The 17,488-nt window shown below is 65.2% G+C and carries 14 protein-coding genes; 8 read left to right on the plus strand and 6 right to left on the minus strand.

Translation table 11 applies throughout. From position 1 onward, the window contains the following. From ABIG06_RS24200 to ABIG06_RS24220, 5 genes are all read left to right on the plus strand, one after another. Nucleotides 1-519: a PAS domain-containing protein gene (locus ABIG06_RS24200; protein ID WP_370138864.1), complete on the plus strand. Its 519-nt coding sequence runs from the start codon at nucleotides 1-3 to the stop codon at nucleotides 517-519. Beyond that, a complete protein-coding gene (locus ABIG06_RS24205) occupies nucleotides 497-1,801 on the plus strand; it encodes a methyl-accepting chemotaxis protein (protein ID WP_199751538.1) in 1,305 nt (434 codons plus the stop codon). Before ABIG06_RS24200 ends, ABIG06_RS24205 begins: the two co-directional genes overlap by 23 nt. A 275-nt stretch (nucleotides 1,802-2,076) precedes the next feature. Then, nucleotides 2,077-5,346, plus strand: a complete 3,270-nt coding sequence (locus ABIG06_RS24210) for a DUF2126 domain-containing protein (protein WP_424578396.1) — start codon at nucleotides 2,077-2,079, stop codon at nucleotides 5,344-5,346. Between the two features lie 27 nt (nucleotides 5,347-5,373). After that, a complete protein-coding gene (locus ABIG06_RS24215) occupies nucleotides 5,374-7,899 on the plus strand; it encodes a circularly permuted type 2 ATP-grasp protein (RefSeq protein ID WP_370138865.1) in 2,526 nt (841 codons plus the stop codon). Next, on the plus strand, nucleotides 7,896-8,774 hold the full coding sequence (locus tag ABIG06_RS24220; RefSeq protein WP_370138866.1) for a transglutaminase family protein: 879 nt from the start codon (nucleotides 7,896-7,898) through the stop codon (nucleotides 8,772-8,774). Before ABIG06_RS24215 ends, ABIG06_RS24220 begins: the two co-directional genes overlap by 4 nt. A 268-nt stretch (nucleotides 8,775-9,042) precedes the next feature. On the opposite strand, the gene ABIG06_RS24225 is transcribed toward ABIG06_RS24220, so the two are convergent. After that, nucleotides 9,043-9,402: a PRC-barrel domain-containing protein gene (locus tag ABIG06_RS24225; RefSeq protein ID WP_124160747.1), complete on the minus strand. Its 360-nt coding sequence runs from the start codon at nucleotides 9,400-9,402 to the stop codon at nucleotides 9,043-9,045. A 181-nt stretch (nucleotides 9,403-9,583) separates the two neighbouring features. Here ABIG06_RS24225 and ABIG06_RS24230 point away from each other — a divergent pair, with 181 nt between their 5' ends. Continuing rightward, nucleotides 9,584-9,799, plus strand: coding sequence for a hypothetical protein (locus ABIG06_RS24230; protein WP_124160748.1), 216 nt, complete (start codon nucleotides 9,584-9,586; stop codon nucleotides 9,797-9,799). A gap of 460 nt (nucleotides 9,800-10,259) precedes the next feature. Here the strand turns inward: ABIG06_RS24230 and ABIG06_RS24235 are convergent, their stop codons facing one another. The 5 genes from ABIG06_RS24235 to ABIG06_RS24255 all read right to left on the minus strand — a co-directional run bounded on the left by ABIG06_RS24235 (nucleotide 10,260) and on the right by ABIG06_RS24255 (nucleotide 15,384). Further along, nucleotides 10,260-11,084 carry a phosphodiesterase gene (locus ABIG06_RS24235; RefSeq protein ID WP_370138867.1) on the minus strand — a complete coding sequence of 275 codons (825 nt, stop codon included), beginning with the start codon at nucleotides 11,082-11,084 and terminating at the stop codon, nucleotides 10,260-10,262. Nucleotides 11,085-11,151: 67 nt separating this feature from the next. Continuing rightward, nucleotides 11,152-12,432 carry an ABC transporter substrate-binding protein gene (locus ABIG06_RS24240; RefSeq protein ID WP_370138868.1) on the minus strand — a complete coding sequence of 427 codons (1,281 nt, stop codon included), beginning with the start codon at nucleotides 12,430-12,432 and terminating at the stop codon, nucleotides 11,152-11,154. 27 nt (nucleotides 12,433-12,459) lie between these two features. Continuing rightward, nucleotides 12,460-13,296 carry a carbohydrate ABC transporter permease gene (locus ABIG06_RS24245; RefSeq protein ID WP_370138869.1) on the minus strand — a complete coding sequence of 279 codons (837 nt, stop codon included), beginning with the start codon at nucleotides 13,294-13,296 and terminating at the stop codon, nucleotides 12,460-12,462. Then, nucleotides 13,293-14,240, minus strand: coding sequence for a carbohydrate ABC transporter permease (locus ABIG06_RS24250; protein WP_370138870.1), 948 nt, complete (start codon nucleotides 14,238-14,240; stop codon nucleotides 13,293-13,295). The genes ABIG06_RS24245 and ABIG06_RS24250 overlap by 4 nt, the downstream gene beginning before the upstream one ends. Next, nucleotides 14,233-15,384: an ABC transporter ATP-binding protein gene (locus tag ABIG06_RS24255; protein ID WP_370138871.1), complete on the minus strand. Its 1,152-nt coding sequence runs from the start codon at nucleotides 15,382-15,384 to the stop codon at nucleotides 14,233-14,235. The genes ABIG06_RS24250 and ABIG06_RS24255 overlap by 8 nt, the downstream gene beginning before the upstream one ends. Nucleotides 15,385-15,539: 155 nt before the next feature. Between ABIG06_RS24255 and ABIG06_RS24260 the strand changes: the two genes are divergently transcribed. Beyond that, nucleotides 15,540-16,439, plus strand: a complete 900-nt coding sequence (locus ABIG06_RS24260) for a LysR family transcriptional regulator (RefSeq protein WP_370138872.1) — start codon at nucleotides 15,540-15,542, stop codon at nucleotides 16,437-16,439. Nucleotides 16,440-16,655: 216 nt separating this feature from the next. Beyond that, nucleotides 16,656-17,483, plus strand: coding sequence for an HD domain-containing protein (locus tag ABIG06_RS24265; RefSeq protein WP_124160755.1), 828 nt, complete (start codon nucleotides 16,656-16,658; stop codon nucleotides 17,481-17,483). The last annotated feature ends 5 nt before the right edge of the window (nucleotides 17,484-17,488 follow it).

Raw genomic sequence — 17,488 nt, forward strand, 5'->3', positions numbered from 1 at the left:
ATGCAGGCGATACGTCCCACTGGGGTGGAAAATCTCCTCGGTGAGGAGGAGCTGATCGTATCGAAGACCGATCTCAAGGGCCGCATCACCTACGCCAATGATGTCTTCATCCGGATGGCGAAGTACTCGTGGAAGGAGCTGATGGGCGCTCCCCACAGCCTGATCCGCCATCCCGACATGCCGCGCGCCGTGTTCAAGCTGCTGTGGGACACGCTCCAGTCAAAGCAGGAGATCTTCGCCTACGTCGTCAATCTGGCGAAGGACGGCAGCCATTACTGGGTGTTCGCCCACGTCACGCCGACATTCGACGAGCGTGGCAATATTGTCGGCTATCACTCCAACCGCCGCAAGCCCGACCCTGCGCAGATCGAGCGCATCAAGCCGATCTACAAGACGCTGTGCGCGGAAGAGGCGCGGCATGCCAACGCCAAGGAAGGCATGCATGCGAGCTTCGAGGCGATGGTCGGGCTGCTCAAGCAACAGGGTGTCGGTTACGATGAATTTGTGCTCTCTCTCTAAGGCGCAGGGAGCGACCGCGCTCGCGTGTGTTGTTGCCGTCGTTGCGTTCGTTCTCTCGCTTCTCGGCGTGACCGGAACCAGCAGTGCGGTCCTGCTCGGCGCGACGGTCGCGTTGCTCGGCTACGCCATCTCGTGCCAGCATCGCACGGCGATGGCTGTCGATGAGGTGGCTGATGTGTGCAGCAAGGCGGCGCATGGCGATCTCGAAGCGCGCATCATGAGTGAGCGGCAGGCCGGGCGGATCGGAGCGATCCAGAAATCCGTCAACGACATGCTCGACATCACCGACGCCTTCGTCCGCGAGGCCTCGGCGTCGATGGACTATGCCAGCCGCGGCAAGTATTTCCGCAAGATCCTCGCGCGGGGTCTGCCCGGCTCGTTCCGCCGCTCGGCGGTCGTCATCAATGCCGGCACCGACTGCCTCGGCCGCCGCGTTGTGGAGATCGCCGGCCTCGCGCGGGAGTTCGGCACGCATCTCGACGCGGTTGCAGGCGGCCTCATGGGGGCCGCGACCGATCTCGAATCCGATGCCGGCCAGATGGCGGCGGCGGCGGAGAGGACCAGCCGGCAGACCTCCGGTGTGCTCACTGCGTCCGACCAGGCTTCGCGCAACGTCGCCACCGTCGCCGGCGCCGCGGAGCAGCTCGCCTCGTCGATCGCCGAGATCAACCGCCAGGTCGCCGGCTCGACCGCGAGCACCGGGCGGGCGGTCAACGAGGCCAATCGTGCCGGCAGCGAGATCCGCACGCTGGCGGGCGCCGCGATGCAGATCGGCGACGTCGTCAAGCTGATCAGCGAGATCGCCGAGCAGACCAACCTCCTGGCGCTCAACGCCACGATCGAGGCGGCCCGTGCGGGGGAGGCCGGCCGCGGCTTCGCGGTGGTGGCCTCCGAGGTCAAGAGCCTCGCCAACCAGACCGCCAAGGCGACGGAGGAGATCAGCGCCAAGGTCGGCGAGATGCAGCAATCGACGACCAATTCGGTTGCGGCCGTCGAGGCGATCGCGCAGACCATCGCCGAGATCAACGGCATCACGGCCTCGATTGCCGCCTCGATCGAGCAGCAGGGGGCCGCGACGCGCGAGATCGCCCGCAACGTTCACGAAGCCTCGACCGGCACCTCGCAGGTCTCCTCCAACGTCACCGGCATCAGCGAAGCCGCCGCCGATACGGGCCGCGTCGCCGGCCGCGTCAACAGCGCCTCCGAACGCGTCCATGGCGAGGTCGAGACGCTCCGCCGCGAGGTGACGCAGTTCTTGCAGCGACTGACGTCCGCGGCGTAGCGCGCTCTTTCTTTCCCTCTCCCCTTGCGGGAGAGGATGGCTCGCCGCGAAGTGGCGAGACGGGTGAGGGGTCTCTCACCTCACGAACAGCTCTGCAAGCGGAGACATACCCCTCATCCGGCGCTTCGCCACCTTCTTCCGCAAGGGGAGAAGGAAGAAAGGCGTCTGCACTCAGGCGCCCGCACCTTAGCTAGGCACCCTCTGCCCGTTGTTAGTGCTTGATCGCTCCCCCCTCAGGTGTTCTGCTCAAAAAAGCTGCTGGAGCACCGCACCCCGTGTCGATCTACGTCGCATTACACCACGTCACGCACTACAAATACGACCGCCCGATCGACCTTGGCCCGCAGACCATCCGCCTGCGGCCGGCGCCGCATACGCGCACGCCGGTCCTGAGCTATTCGCTCAAGGTCACGCCCTCCAATCATTTCGTGAACTGGCAGCAGGACCCGCAAGGCAACTGGCTGGCGCGTTACGTCTTTCCGGAGAAGACCACCGAGCTGAAATTCGAGGTCGACTTCACGGCGCAGATGACCGTGGTCAATCCGTTCGACTTCTTCGTCGAGCCCTACGCGGACAGCTTTCCGTTCGAATACCCGAAGGATCTGAAGACCGAGCTTGCGCCTTATCTCGAGACCATCAAGCCCGATCGCCTGTTCGCCAAATTCCTCGACACGATCCCGCACGAGGCCCCGAACACCGTCAACTTCCTGGTCGAGCTCAATCGCGAGCTCCAGAAGAAGGTCCGCTACATCATCCGGATGGAGCCGGGCGTGCAGACGCCGGAGGAGACGCTCGCCTCCGGCGCAGGATCCTGCCGCGACTCCGCCTGGCTGCTGATCCAGACCTTGCGCCATCTCGGTCTCGCCGCCCGCTTCGTCTCCGGCTATCTCATCCAGATTCGTCCCGACATCGATCCGATCGAGGGACCGCCCGAAGTCGAGAACGACTTTACCGATCTGCACGCCTGGGCCGAAGTCTATCTGCCGGGTGCGGGCTGGATCGGGTTCGACGCGACCTCCGGGATGCTCGCCGGCGAAGGGCACATTCCCGTCGCCGCCACGCCGCACTATCGCTCGGCGGCGCCGATCTCGGGCGGTGCCGGCTTTGCCGAGGTCGAATTCGCTTTCGATATGAGCGTGCGGCGCATCCGCGAGGCGCCGCGCATCACAAAGCCGTTCTCCGACGAATCCTGGGCGCGCCTCAACGACCTCGGCGAGCAGGTCGACGGCGATCTCGCCGCGCAGGATGTTCGGCTCACCATGGGCGGCGAGCCCACCTTCGTCTCGGTCGACGATCTCGAAGCGGGAGAATGGAACACCGACGCCGTCGGCCCGACCAAGCGCGCGCTCGGCGACGATCTGATCCGCCGCTTGCGCACGCGCTTCGCGCCGGGCGGCCTTTTGCATTACGGCCAGGGCAAATGGTATCCGGGCGAGAGCCTGCCACGCTGGGCCTTCGGCCTGTACTGGCGCAAGGACGGCGTGCCGATCTGGAAGAACGCCGACCTCATCGCCAGAATCGAAAATCCGCGCCGTGCCGAGGTGAGGGACGCCGAGGCCTTCATGGAAGGCACGGCGGCGCGGCTCGGCCTCGATGCCGGCTACATCATGCCGGCTTATGAGGACACCGCGTACTGGCTGCAGAAGGAGGCCGAGCTTCCCGTCAACGTCGATCCCTCCGATTCCAAACTGTCGGACCCGGAGGCGCGCGCGCGGATGGCGCGCGTGTTCGACGAGGGTCTCAACACACCGCGCGGCTTCGTGCTGCCGGTGCAACGCTGGAACGCGCCGCCGCGCTGGCGCAGCGAGCGCTGGCAGCTCCGGCGCAATCACCTGTTCCTGATGCCTGGCGATTCGCCTCTCGGTTTGCGCCTGCCGATCGGTTCACTCGGTCACGTCCCGCCCAACCAATATCCCTATATCGTCGAGCAGGACCCGATGGAGGCGCGGGACAAGCTGCCGGTGTTCACGCTCGCCGCACGTCCGGAATCCCCGCCGCGGGCCGCGCCCGAGCAACTCAACACTTCCGTCCCGGTTCGCACCGCGCTGTCGGTCGAAGTCCGCGACGGCGTGCTCTGTGCGTTCATGCCGCCGGTCGAACGCATCGAGGACTATCTCGAACTGGTCGCCGCGCTCGAAGCCACCGCGGAGGAAATGCAGCTGCAGGTCCATGTCGAGGGCTATCCGCCGCCGTTCGACCCGCGCATCGAGGTCATCAAGGTGACGCCCGACCCCGGTGTCATCGAGATCAACGTCCAGCCGGCCAAGAGCTGGCGCGAGGCGGTCGAGATCACCTCTGGCCTCTATGAGGACGCCGCGAAAGTGCGGCTTGGCGCCAACCGCTTCCTGGTCGACGGCCGTCACACCGGCACTGGCGGCGGCAATCACGTCGTGGTCGGCGGTTCGAGCCCACAGGACTCCCCGTTCCTTCGCCGCCCAGATCTCCTGAAGAGCCTCGTGCTGTACTGGCAGCGGCATCCCTCGCTGTCCTATTTCTTCTCCGGCCTCTTCATCGGCCCGACCAGCCAGGCGCCGCGCATCGACGAAGCCCGCCACGACAGCATCTATGAGCTCGAGATCGCGCTCTCCCATGTGCCGCCGCCGGGCACCCAGGCGCCGCTGTGGCTGGTCGACCGCCTGTTCCGGCATCTGCTCGTCGACATCACCGGCAATACCCACCGCGCCGAGATCTGCATCGACAAGCTCTATTCGCCGGAGGGGCCGACCGGGCGGCTCGGCCTCGTCGAATTCCGTGCGCTCGAAATGCCGCCCGATCCGCGCATGTCGCTGGCGCAGCAACTCCTGATCCGCGCGCTGATCGCGAGATTCTGGCGCGAGCCGCAGGCCGGCAAGTTCGTGCGCTGGGGCACCGCGCTGCATGATCGCTTCATGCTGCCGCACTTCATCTGGGACGATTTTCTGGAGGTGCTCACCGAGCTGAAGCAGTTCGGCTATCCGTTCGACCCGGAATGGTATCTGGCCCAGCTCGAATTCCGCTTCCCCGCCTTCGGCCGCGTCCATCATGGCGGCGTGACGCTGGAGCTGCGTCAGGCGCTGGAGCCCTGGCATGTGCTCGGCGAGGAGGGTTCGGCCGGCGGTACCGTGCGCTATGTCGACTCGTCGGTCGAGCGGCTCCAGGTCAAGGCCGAAGGCTTCGTCGAGGGCCGTCACATCGTCTCCTGCAACGGCCGCAGCCTGCCGATGACCCTCACGGGCCGCTCGACCGAAGCCGTGGCCGGCATCCGCTTCAAGGCCTGGCAGCCGGCCTCCGGCCTGCACCCGACCATCCCCGTTCACGCGCCCCTGACCTTCGATCTGATTGACACCTGGAACGGCCGCTCGCTCGGCGGCTGCGTCTATCACGTCGTCCATCCCGGCGGGCGCAGCTACGACACCAAGCCGGTCAACACCTACGAGGCCGAGGCGCGGCGGCTGGCGCGCTTCCAGGACCACGGCCATACCCCGGGTCCGATGCAACCGCCGCCTGAGGAACGCACAAATGAGTTTCCGCTGACTCTCGACTTGCGGACCCCGCTCCTGCAATGAGTATGATGCGGGGGCAGGGAGACGCGCATGGGCGAGGGCGCAGCCGAACAGGACGACAAGGCGGGGACGACGCAAGGCCAGCGTGAAGGCCAGCGCCGCCTCGCGCAATGGGTCCGCGACTATAGCCGGCTGCCCGGTATCCCCGACGAGTTCTTAGGGCCGGACGGCGCCCCGCGCGCGGTCTGGAGCCGCTTCTTCGACGCTTTCGGCGCGCTGGCGCCCGATGAGATCGAACGGCGCTTCGGCATGGCCGACCGCCATCTGCGCGAGGCCGGCGTCACCTACCGCGCGCCCGGCGACGCCGCCGACCGGCCGTGGTCGATCAGCCATCTGCCGCTCTTGATCGACGAGGCCGACTGGCAGCAGCTTTGCGCCGGCATCACCCAGCGCGCCGAGCTGCTGGAGTGCGTGCTGCGCGACATCTATGGCGAGGGCCGGCTCGTCGCGGAAGGTGCCCTGCCGGCGGCCGCGATCGCCGGCAGCCCCGAATATCTTCGTCCCGTCTGCGGCGTGCCGCCGCCCGGCGGGCGCTATCTCTCGCTCTATGCCGCCGATGTCGGCCGCGGCCCCGACGGCCGCTGGTGGGTGGTCGGCGACCGCACTCAGGCGCCATCGGGCGCGGGCTACGCGCTGGAGAACCGCCTGGTGCTCTCGCGTGCCTTCTCCGACCTCTACAAGTCGATGAACGTGCCGCGCGTCGCGCCGTTCTTCGAGGCGTTCCGCGACTCGCTTCGTGCGCGCGCCGACCGCGACGAGCCCAGGATCGGCGTGCTCACCCCCGGCAGCTTCAGCGAGACCTATTTCGAGCATGCGACTCTGGCGCGGTATCTCGGCTTTCTGCTGGTCGAGGGCGACGACCTCGCGGTCAGCGACAACCGTGTCCACATCCGCACCGTTGCTGGCCTGAAGCGGTTAGATGTGCTGTTGCGCCGGGTCGATTCCAACTCGCTCGATCCGCTCGAGCTCGATGCCTCCTCGCGGCTCGGGGTCCCCGGCCTGATCGACGTGCTGCGCAAGGACGGCGTCGTCGTCGCCAACATGCCGGGCTCGGGCGTCCTGGAGGCGCGCGCGCTGCTCGGCTTCCTGCCGGCGCTCAGCCGCCGCCTGCTCGGCGAAGACCTGAAGATGCCGCATATCGCGACCTGGTGGTGCGGCCAGCGCGCGGCGCGCGACGAGATGCTGGCGCGGCTCGACGAGGTCGCGATCGAAGGCGCCTACCGGCGCGGTGTGCCCGGTATCGACAGCAACGGTCCGGTGCTCGCGAGCGAGCTGGATGCCGCCGACCGCCAGCGCCTGGTCGAAGCCATCACCGCGCGCGGCATGGACTATGTCGGCCAGGAAGTGGTGCGGCTCTCGACCATGCCGGTGTGGGAGCACGGGCAGCTCACGCCGCGTCCCTTCGTGCTGCGCGTGTTCGCGGCCGCCACGCCCGACGGTTGGGCCATCATGCCCGGCGGGTTCTGCCGGATCGCCGAGCAGCCCGATGCGCGCGCTGTGTCGATGGGCGACGGCGCGCGCGCCGCCGACGTCTGGGTGGTCTCCGACAAGCAGGTCGCGACCGCGACGCTGCTGCCGGCGACCGACAAGGTGCGCATCCGCCGTATCGCCGGCGTGCTGCCGAGCCGCGCCGCCGACAATCTGTTCTGGCTCGGCCGCTACCTCGAACGCGCCGAGGCGACGCTGCGGCTGGTGCGCGCGTTGGGCTCGCCGAGCGGACCCAACAAGGGGACCGCGGCCTCGCTGCAATCGGCCGAACGCATCCAGCGCCTGCTGGTGGCCTGGGGCGCGATCTCGCAGACTTCGCGGGCGGCTCCCGGGCGCATCACCGCCGAAGCGTTGCAGAGCGCGGAGCGTTTCGGCTCGGCACTGTCGCTCGTGCGCGCGGCACAGCGCACGGCAACCTCCTTGCGCGAGCGCCTGTCGCCCGACGCCTGGCAGGTGATCACCGAGATGGCCGAGCGCCTCGCCATCGAGGTGGAGGACGACGACAGCGTGCTGAGCGCCGCGGAGCTGACCTTGCAGGAGCTGGCGAGCTTCGCAGGGCTCGCGCAGGAGAACATGAACCGTGCCGCCGGCTGGCGCTTCCTCGACATCGGACGCCGCACTGAACGCGCCATCAACACCACGCGCTTCACGCGCCAGTTCGCCTATGACGAGGCCGGCGACGAGGAACTCGACATCCTGCTGACGCTGGTGGATTGCCAGATCACCTACCGCTCGCGCTATCTGCTGGCGCCGATCCTGGCCCCGGTACGCGACCTCGCCGTGCTCGATCCCTTTAATCCGCGCTCCGTAGCGTTCCAGGTGGCGACGCTGAACGAGCATATTGCCGCGCTGCCGAGCCTGAAGGAGCACGGCCTGATCGAGAAGCCGCAGCGGCTCGCGGTGGCCTTGCAGGCGATGCTCGCGACCGCGGAGGCCGAGAAGCTCGAGGTCAAGACCCTGTTCGCGCTGGAGCAGGATCTGCTCAGCCTAGCCGACGCGATCGGGCAGCACTACTTCCCGCACGGTCCCAATGCCAGCCGGCCGGAAAAGCTGACGGGGCTGGCGTGATCTACGACATCCGTCACGTCACCACCTACGAATACGAAAATCCCGTCAGCTTCGCCCGCTGCACCCTGCGGCTGGAGCCGAGAAGCGGCGGCGGCCAGGAGCTGATCTCGCACCATCTCGAGATTCATCCGCGGCCGGCCGAGCGCAATGTGCGGCGCGACTTCTTCGGCACGCTCACCGAGAGCGTCGTGATCGAAGCCGCGCACCGCAATCTACGCATCGACTCGCGCTCGCGCGTCTCGGTGTCGCGCCGGCCGCCGGCACGCGACGCGTCGAGTCCGTCCTGGGAGAGCATCCGCGAGATCGCGTTCGAAGCAACCAGCCTCGGGCCGTCCTCGCCGGTCGGTTATGTCTTTGCCAGCCCCCTGGTGCCGGTGCTGCGCCCCGTCAGCGCCTACGCGGGAGACAGCTTTGCGCCGGGGACGGGTATCCTCACCGGCGCCGTCGACCTGATGCGACGCATTCGCAGCGAATTCCGCTACGATCCCAAGGCGACCGTGATCTCGACGCCGCTCGACGAAGTCTTCGACAAGCGGCACGGCGTCTGCCAGGACTTCGCCCATGTGATGATCGCAGGGCTGCGCGGGCTCGGCCTGCCCGCGGCCTATGTCAGCGGATATCTGCGCACCATTCCGCCGCCGGGCCAGTCGCGCCTGCAAGGCGCCGACGCCACCCATGCCTGGGTCTCGCTGTGGTGCGGGCCGGAGCTCGGCTGGGTCGATTTCGACCCAACCAATGATCTTCTCATCGGTAACGATCACATCGTGCTTGCAATGGGACGCGACTTTTCTGACGTCTCGCCGGTCGACGGCATTATCGTCGGCTCGCCGAAGCAGAAGCTCGGCGTCGCCGTCGACGTGCTGCAGGTGGAGTAGGGCGGGTACTCAAAAGCGTCGGCTTACCAGCAAGGCGGAGGTCTCGGGAAAACAGGAACAATGCTCGATTGCCTATAGCAAGGAGCGACCGGACCAAACCTCGCGCTGATTTGGTTGCCGCCCCTCAGCCATCTCACGCTGATGCTGCAAGACAACGAATGCTGCCGTCATCCTGCTGGGCGGGAGGCATACCAAGCACGCGCGTGGCGAGAGAGCCGATCAAGGTGCCGAAAGAGGAAGAACCGCCTTTCGGCGGTCCTCCCTGACGTTAGATAAAAGTGCTCTCGTAGTACTTGTTGACTCGGCTCTCGCTCTGGTCCGACCAGCTCCAACTGCCTTCGTCAGTGTACTTTGGTGCCGCCTTTAGCCGGTCTTCTGTGATGTTCGTCAGGTAACCGCCGAGGCTCTCGTCATACCTCAGCGATTGCCAAGGCAGGGGATAGTAGTCGTCTCCTATCCCTAAGAAGCCGCCGAAACTTAAAACTGCGTACTTCACTTGGCCGCTTCTTTTGTCGATCATAACGCGATCAATACTGCCGATCTCTCGCCGATCGGCGCCGTAGACAGCTGTGCCCTCAACCTTATCACTGCCGATTAGGCTGCTCGTTTCACGATCCTGCATTCCCATTTTAAACCTCCGAGTTAGGAGTTTGAATGAGCCATGCCGCGTCTTCAGCGGCACTTACGAAACGGGATAAAGAGGCAAGGGTTTCTGCAAAAAAAAGGCCCTGTGACCGCCTTTTAATGTTCCTACGAAACAAGCAGCCAGCCTGAGGCGTTGCACTCTTTATTCCATTGAGAGCACAGCGATGGACTACAACCACCTTCAAGACGAGTTGCGACGAATCGAAAACGATGTGGTTGTAGGTGAGCGTCGCTTGGCCGAACTTGAAGCGACGGTCGCGGAGATGAAAAGAGAGAAGCTAGATTTCACTGAGAGGGAAGTCGAGCTGGAAGCCATGCGCGAGAGCCAGCGGCTGCGACAGCAAGAGCGGCTTCGTATCCTTTCGCTGCTGCAACGCTAATCGCGTCAACGCGAGACTGCTCCCTGAACGAGATAGGCCGCAGCATTCGCAAAAATGCTGCGGCCGCTCAAAAGAAGCCGGGTCAAAAAAAACTTGGTGAACTATTCAGCCAGCCCCGGTGAAGGAAGCCTAATCCTCACTGAAGGACAGCGCGAGTGATCTGGTCGACCGCTTGGGAAGTTTCGGCAGGTTCCTTAATCTATGTTGGCCTCGAGGGGTGGCCCGCCGACCAGCCGCGACCCCAACCCCGAACCAATGCTCGCCCGGCTTTGATGTTGAAGGCCAGTGAACAGCTCTGCTCATTTGCACACGCTAATGCGACCGCCGTTTCTGGAACAAGTCGCCCACCGTCGGGTAGCTTTCGCCTGCTAACGAGCGGGCAACGATCTTGCTCGGAGCCGCGGAAGAGTACCGGCTACGCGCCGAGTGCACGCCCTGGTATTGGTCGTGCGCTCGCCGCTCACCGAACCATGGTCTCCCGATCCCACGCCTTGTAGTCGGGCGAACCTTGGGTGCGGATGGGACCATCGTAGCCGTACTCCACCATGTGCACGGTCACATAGTCCTCCCCGAGGAATGCGACGCCGTAGGATTGCGGCAGGTCGCAGGCGCTCAGCAGCTTGGTCTCGGAGAACAGCGGAAAGCTCGCATGGTTGGTGCCGCGCAGCGACGAGACGGGAACGCCTGCAATCGAGCCTGCAAGCGGCAAATGACAATGCCCGAAGAAGACGTGGCGGATCTTGTCCCGATAGCGACTGACGAGGCGGCGGAATGGAGCCGCGTCGAGCAGGCCGATCTGGTCGAACGGGACGAGATGCACCGGCATGGGATTGTGGTGCATGAAGAGCAGGAACGGTCCCTCGTGCTCGGAAAGCCGCGCCTCGAGCCAGCCGAGACGATCGTCGCAATAGCGGCCGGCGTGCGTCTCCGGATGGGCGGTGTCGAGAAACAGGCAGCGGCCGGCGGCGGTATCGTGGATGCCCTGGACGAAGCTGTTGTCGTCGGCGAGGTCGGGGAAGACGCTCAGGAAGGCGGAGCGTCGGTCGTGGTTGCCGATGCACAACCGCACTGGCAGCGGATATTCGTCGAGGCGCTGCTTCAGCCATTGATAATCGGCGAGGTCGCCCCAGTCCGAGAGATCGCCGGTGATCACCATCAATTCGGCGTCGTGATGATCGTCCAGCGCATGCGCCAGCGCCCGCTCGAAATTGGCGCGCGGATCGCGGCCGCCGATGGTCGAGCCGGGCGCCGTCAGGTGAATGTCGCTCAGGTGCAGCAGTTTCATCGCTATCTCCGGTCATCGAGGCGGTACGGGACGCGAGGGCGTCCCGTACCGAGGGATGTGAGGATGGTCAGCGCGCCGCGCCGGTGGTCTTCGGCAGCAGCTTCTGCACGTCCGCGCTCATGTCGGCGAGAACGGCTTCGGGCTCCTTGGCGCGGGCGCCCGAGATGATCGAGTTGAGATGATCCTTGATCACGTCCGTGATCTTCAGGCCGTTGTCGCCGGGGAAGCCGTACCATTTGGTGAGCAGCGCGAGTTGGCTGACCGCGGTGTAGTTATTGGAGTTCTTGACGTAGAAGTCCTTCAGGTAGACGTCGTTGGCGACCTTGTTCGGCGGCATGTAACCGGTGGTCTCCGCCATGATCGCGGCACCCTTGGGGCCGGTCCAGAACTTCACCGCTTCCCAGGCGGCGTCGCGCTTGGCCTTGTCCTTGGCGAGGATCAGCACGACATTGCCGCCGGCCGGCAGCCTGCCGCTCGGAGCGACGACGTCCGGGAAGGGTATCGTCTTCAGCGCGAACTTGCCGCCTGTCATCTGCGTGACCTTGTTGAGATCAGAGGTCGAGGTGATGTGGAAGCCGGTCTTGCCGGCCGCGAACGCCGCACGCATCGACGGCTGGTCGAGATTGGGCATGCCGCCCTCGTTGACGAGCCGCGCAATCGTGTTGATGGCGAACTTGCCTTCCGTCCCGTCGAACGCGACCTTGGTCTCGTCGGCGTTGAGCATGGTGCCGCCGCGCGCGAACACCGGCGCCTGCCACAGCCAGTTGCCGGTGATGTCCCAGGCATAGGTGACGCCGTTGGTGTCGTTGCCGAGCGCCTTGACCTTCCTGGCGAGCGTGATCAGTTCGTCCCAGCTCTTCGGCAAATTGTTCACGTCGCCGCCGGCCTGCTTCACCAGGTCGAGATTGACGTAGACGATGGGCAGGGAGATCGCGAAGGGAAGGGCATAGACCTTGCCGCCGGCGGTGCCGATGTCGTACATCGCCTGGTGGAAGCCCTGCTTGTCGAAATCCTTTTCGGCCGCGATGTAGCCGCCGAGCTCGGCCGGGATGTTCTTGTCGACCAGGACGCGGATGCGGTTCAGGCCCTGGAAGGAGACATCAGGCATCTGGTTGGTCACGGCTTCGCGCAGCACCTTCTGGGTGGCGTCCTCGTAGGATTCGTAAGGTGCCCGCATCGTGACCTTGATCTCCGGGTGCACCTTGGCGAACTCCGCGGCGATGCGCTTGTGGGTCTCGGTGAACAGCTCCGGATAGGGATACTGCATCACGATCTCGGTCTGGGTCTGGGCGAGCGCAGATCCTGCCGCAAGCGACAAGGCCGCCGCGACGATGATGGACTTCAGCATGATACACTCCTGTTTGAGGTGACGTGGTTACTTGATCCCGGTGAGGGTGATGCCCTCGATGAAGCGGCGCTGGGCGAAGAGGAAAGCGACGACGAGCGGCGCGATGATCACCATTGCCGCGGCCATCAGCGGGCCGTAGCTGGTGCCGGCCTCGCTGTTGCGGAAATGCGCGACCGCAAGCGGCGGCGTACGCAGCTGCTCGCTGTTGAGCACGATCAGCGGCCAGAAGTAGTCGTTCCAGTGTGCGACCACGGAGAAGATGCCGAAGGCGGTGACGGCCGGGATCGCGGCCGGCAGCATCACCCGCCAGACGATGCCGAATTCGGAGATGCCGTCCATGCGCGCGGCATCGACGAGATCGTCGGGCACCGTCTTGAAGAACTGGCGCATCAGGAAGATGCCGAAGACCGAGATCGTGAAGGGCAGGACGAGCGCGGCATAGCTGTCGAGCAGCCCGGCCTTGTGCAGCATCAGGAAGACGGGGACCGCGGTCGCCTGCGGGGGGATCAGGATCCCGAACAGCACGAGCGCAAACAGCGTCTCGCGGCCGAGGAAGCGAAGCTTTGCGAGCGCGTAGGCCGCCGGCAGCGCCACCATGATCTGCAGCACGAAGATCGAGATCGTGACGATGACGCCATTGAGCAGGAACCGCAGCAGATTGGCCTTGGCGAAGGCCTCGCGCAGGTTCTCCGCCAGCGCGAGCTGGTGCGGGATCAGGTGCAGCTCGCTGGAAAAGATCTCGGTCTGCGGCTTCGACGCGGTCGAGATCATCCAGATGAAGGGCGCCAGCATGAGCGCGGCGCCCGCGATCAGGAGCACGTGGCGGAGGATCGCCCGGAACGGGATGGAATGTGCGTTGCTCATGTGTAGTGCACCCCGCGATCGGCGAGCCTCGATTTGACCAGCGTGAGCAGGAGAACGAACACCAGGAAGACGACGGTGATGGCCGCGGCATAGCCCGAGCGGAAGAATTCGAAGCCTTCCGTGTACATGGTGTGGATCAGCACCTCGGTCGATTTCGACGGGCCGCCCTTGGTCAATACGTGCACGGTGTCGAACACCTGGAAGGAGCGGATGCCGGAGATCACGACCACAAAGGTCGTGACCGGCCCCAGCATCGGCCAGGTCACGAGGCGGAAGCGAGCCCAGCCGCTCGAGGCGCCGTCGATTTCGGCCGCCTCGTAGAGCTGCTTGGGAATCGAGACGAGGCCGGCGAGGAACAGCACCATGTTGAAGCCGACCGCCTGCCAGATGCCGATCGCGCACAGCGCATAGAGCGCCGTGCTGCGGTCCTGCAGCCAGGCAAAGGCTGGCAGGCCCGCGCCGCGCAACATCCCGTTCACCAGGCCGAATTGCGGGTGCAGCATGAACTCCCACACGACGGCCATCGCGATCAGGGTCGCCATGACAGGCAGGAAATAGATCGTCCGGTAAAGGCTGCGCAGGCTGGTGCCGCTCTGGATCAGCAGCGCGATCGCAAGACCTGCGATCACGGCACCGGGCACCACGATCAGGACGTAAGCCAGCGTGTTGCGCAGCGCGGTCCAGAACACCTTGTCGGCGAACAGGTCCTGGTAGTTGGCCAGCCCGATCCAGGAGAAATGCGGCGCGCCGAGCTGATAGTCGGTGAAGGAGAGGGCGATCACGCCGGCGAGCGGGCCAAGCAGCATGATCAGCATCAGCGCCGCGGCCGGCGTCACCAGGGCGTAAGCGGAGTATGTGCGTCGGCTGCCGTGGGCCGGCAGTGTGCGCCGTGCCGCGCCTGCGGGAACGGCGGCCGCGCCAATCGTCATGGAACCGTCAGACATGGGCGGGCTCACGGATGCGCTCGGGCTGCTCCACTCGGAGCTCGATCCGCTTGCCGGCCGGATCGAAAATCCGCACCGCGTCGGGGGCGAAACCGAAGGCGACGGAGCTGGCCATCGCTGGCAAATGCCTGACGTCCGCAAGCCGCGCGATCAAGCGCAGTCCGGCGCCTTCGATCGCAAGGTGCACGAATGCCTCGGCGCCGAGATTTTCCAGATGGACGACGGTTCCGGAGAACGGCCCCGTGCCGAGGTCGATCCGCTCCGGACGGACGCCGACGCGGCATTCGCCGGCCGCCGCACTGCACGCAAGCTTCAGGGCGGTCCCCAGCACGTCGACGCCGCCGTCGTTCCGGATCCGGCCGGGAAGGACGTTGATCTTGGGGCTGCCGATGAATTCGGCAACACGAATGTCGTTAGGGTGATTGTAGATCTCTGCAGGCGTTCCGGCCTGGATCAATTCCCCGCCCATCATGACGGCGATCCGGCTCGACATCGTCATCGCCTCGGCCTGGTCGTGCGTGACGTAGACGAACGTCGCCTTGAGACGGCGATGCAGCTCGGCGAGCTCTGCGCGCATATGGACGCGCAGCTTTGCGTCGAGATTGGAGAGCGGTTCATCGAACAGGAAAGCCAGCGGCTCGCGCACCATGGCGCGTCCGACCGCGACGCGTTGCCGCTGTCCACCAGACAATTGCCCGGGCTTGCGCCGCAGCAATGGAGCGATGTCGAGTTGCTCGGCAATCCCCTCGACGTCGGCGCGAATGTGCCGTTCCTTGGCGCGTCGGCCCGGCAGCAGGGGGCCGAGCAGCGGCAGCCGTTCGATCGCCGAGAGGCGCCGCATCCGCAACGGCACGGCAATGTTGTCGAAGGTACTCAGATGCGGATAGAGCGCGTAGGATTGGAACACCATTGCGAGGTTGCGCGCGCTCGGGCGGATGGCGTCCACGGGGCGGCCGTCAATATGGACCTGGCCGGAATTCTGCGGTTCGAGCCCGGCAATGATGCGGAGCAGGGTCGATTTGCCGCAGCCGGAGGGACCGACCAGCGAGATGAACTCGCCGTCCTCAATTCGGAAATCGATGCCCTTCAGGACGTCGGCGCCGTCAAAGGATTTGCGGATCGCGGAAAGTTCGATTTGCGCCATGCGCGCTGGTCCCCTGCTGGCCTGTTGCGGCGCACGAGGAGTTAAGGAGCGCATCTGACATTCACATTACGGTCAATGGCAGTCCCTATGGTCATCCCAGGTTTTGGTTTTGCCGGGTCCAGAGGACGGGGAGTATCGATTTTGGGGTTGTTGTGGTGGCGTTGACGTCGTCGCGCGTCCGGGCGGTGAATGCGGTGTTCGAGACCGGCAGCTTCGCGGCCGGCGCAAGGCGGTTGCGGGTGTCGCAGCCGTCAGTTGCCCAACTCGTGCGCGATCTGGAGGCCGAGTTCGCGGTTGCGCTGTTCGACCGGCACGGCCAGAGTCTGATCGCGACACCGCTGTGCCGGCGGCTCTACGCAGCGACGAGCCGGATGCAGGCGATCGAGGCGGACGCACTGGCCATCCTGCAGCAGCGCGACGAGCTCACGGGGGGTGAGCTTCGCATCGGGCTCGGGAATGCCATGCCGGGCATGGCGCTGATCGCGGCGTTCCGCAATCTGTATCCGAAGATCCAGATCAACATCGAGATCGGCAGCTGGTCGGCGATCATGGCTGCGGTGGTCGACCAGCGTGTCGACGTCGCCGTGTTGCCGGAGGTGCCGCAGGACAACCGCTTCCGGCGCGAGCCCTGCGTGCAGCAGCGCGTCGTGGCGATCTGTCATCCCGTTCACGAGCTCAGTCGCCAATCGCGCGTGTCGATCGCCGGCCTCGTGCAATATCCGCTGGTCTTTCGCACCCGGGATTCCGCGACGCAGCGCGCCGTGGACAGGGCGTTTCGCGTCGTCAACCTGCGCGCCAGTCCGGCGATCATCGTCAATACACGCGAGGGGATGCTGGAGGCGGTCGCCAACCGGCTCGGTGTCGGCTTTGTCTGGGAGCACGGCTCGAGCCGTATCGATCGGATCGCGAAGGTGGCGATCACGGAGATCGAGGCGGATTCGCCCGAATTCATCTTCTCGCTGGCCGGCAAGCGCGGCAAGCTGGTCGAGCTGTTCTATCTCGCCAGAAGTCTTTCGCGCACGACCGACGGCGTCGACATCCTGGCCGCGCCCTGACGAGGCCGCCAGGTCCGGAGCCTTCCCGCCACCTTTGGTTGTTGTTAACTGTGACGACAGCCGTGATGTTGCGCAGCGGGACGACAAGATATTTACGTATTTTTGCTCCGGGAATTGGTTACCCTGGCCAAGATGGGCTATGCTCCCGCCGCGTCGAAGACAAGAACGAGACGTCGGGAGTGGCATGGGACACGAGCGGCGGACAGGGCTGCATCCATGATAACTTTACCGAGACTGGCGGCCGAAACCCTCGAGAAAATGCTGGGCTCGTTCATGCGTCGCCGGTACGACGAAACCTATGCCAGGGTTCTGGAGGGCTCGACGCGCACGGCGATGGAATGCATCGGCAACAGCGACGCGCTCTATCACAACATCGAGCATACGATGCTGGTGACGCTCGCCGCCCAGGCGATCCTCACCGGACGTAATCTCCATGCGCATCTTGATGCAGAAGATTACCTCCACATCCTGATAGCCTGCCTCGCACATGACATCGGCTATGTCCGCGGCCTGTTTCCGGAGGACGACGAAGACGGGTTCATCATCGACGAGGCAGGGACCAAGGTGTCGCTGCCCCGCGGCGCGTCGGATGCCAGTCTGATGATGTATCACGTCGATCGCTCGAAGCTCTTCGTGCGGCGGCGGTTGCCGCCCATCCGCGGCATCGACTCCGAGCGCGTCGCCCGTGCCATCGAGGGGACGCGCTTTCCGGCCCGTGAAGGGCAGGAATATGACGACGAAGCCTCGATCCTGCGCGCGGCCGATTTCATCGGACAGCTCGGCGATCCCAACTATCTGCGCAAGGCCAACGCGCTCTACTACGAGTTCGAGGAGGTCGGCATCAACCGTCAGCTCGGCTACGACTCGCCCGCCGACATCATAAACCGCTACCCGCAATTCTATTGGAATAGCGTCGCACCGCACATCCAGACCGAGATCGGTTATCTCAACAAGACCGAGATCGGTCGGCAATGGATCGCCAACCTCTACAGCAACGTGTTCCGCGCCGAACGCGATATCTCGCTGTCCGGTCCGCAGAGATAGGCCGG

The organism is Bradyrhizobium sp. USDA 326 (assembly GCF_049739485.1).
Lineage (GTDB): Bacteria > Pseudomonadota > Alphaproteobacteria > Rhizobiales > Xanthobacteraceae > Bradyrhizobium.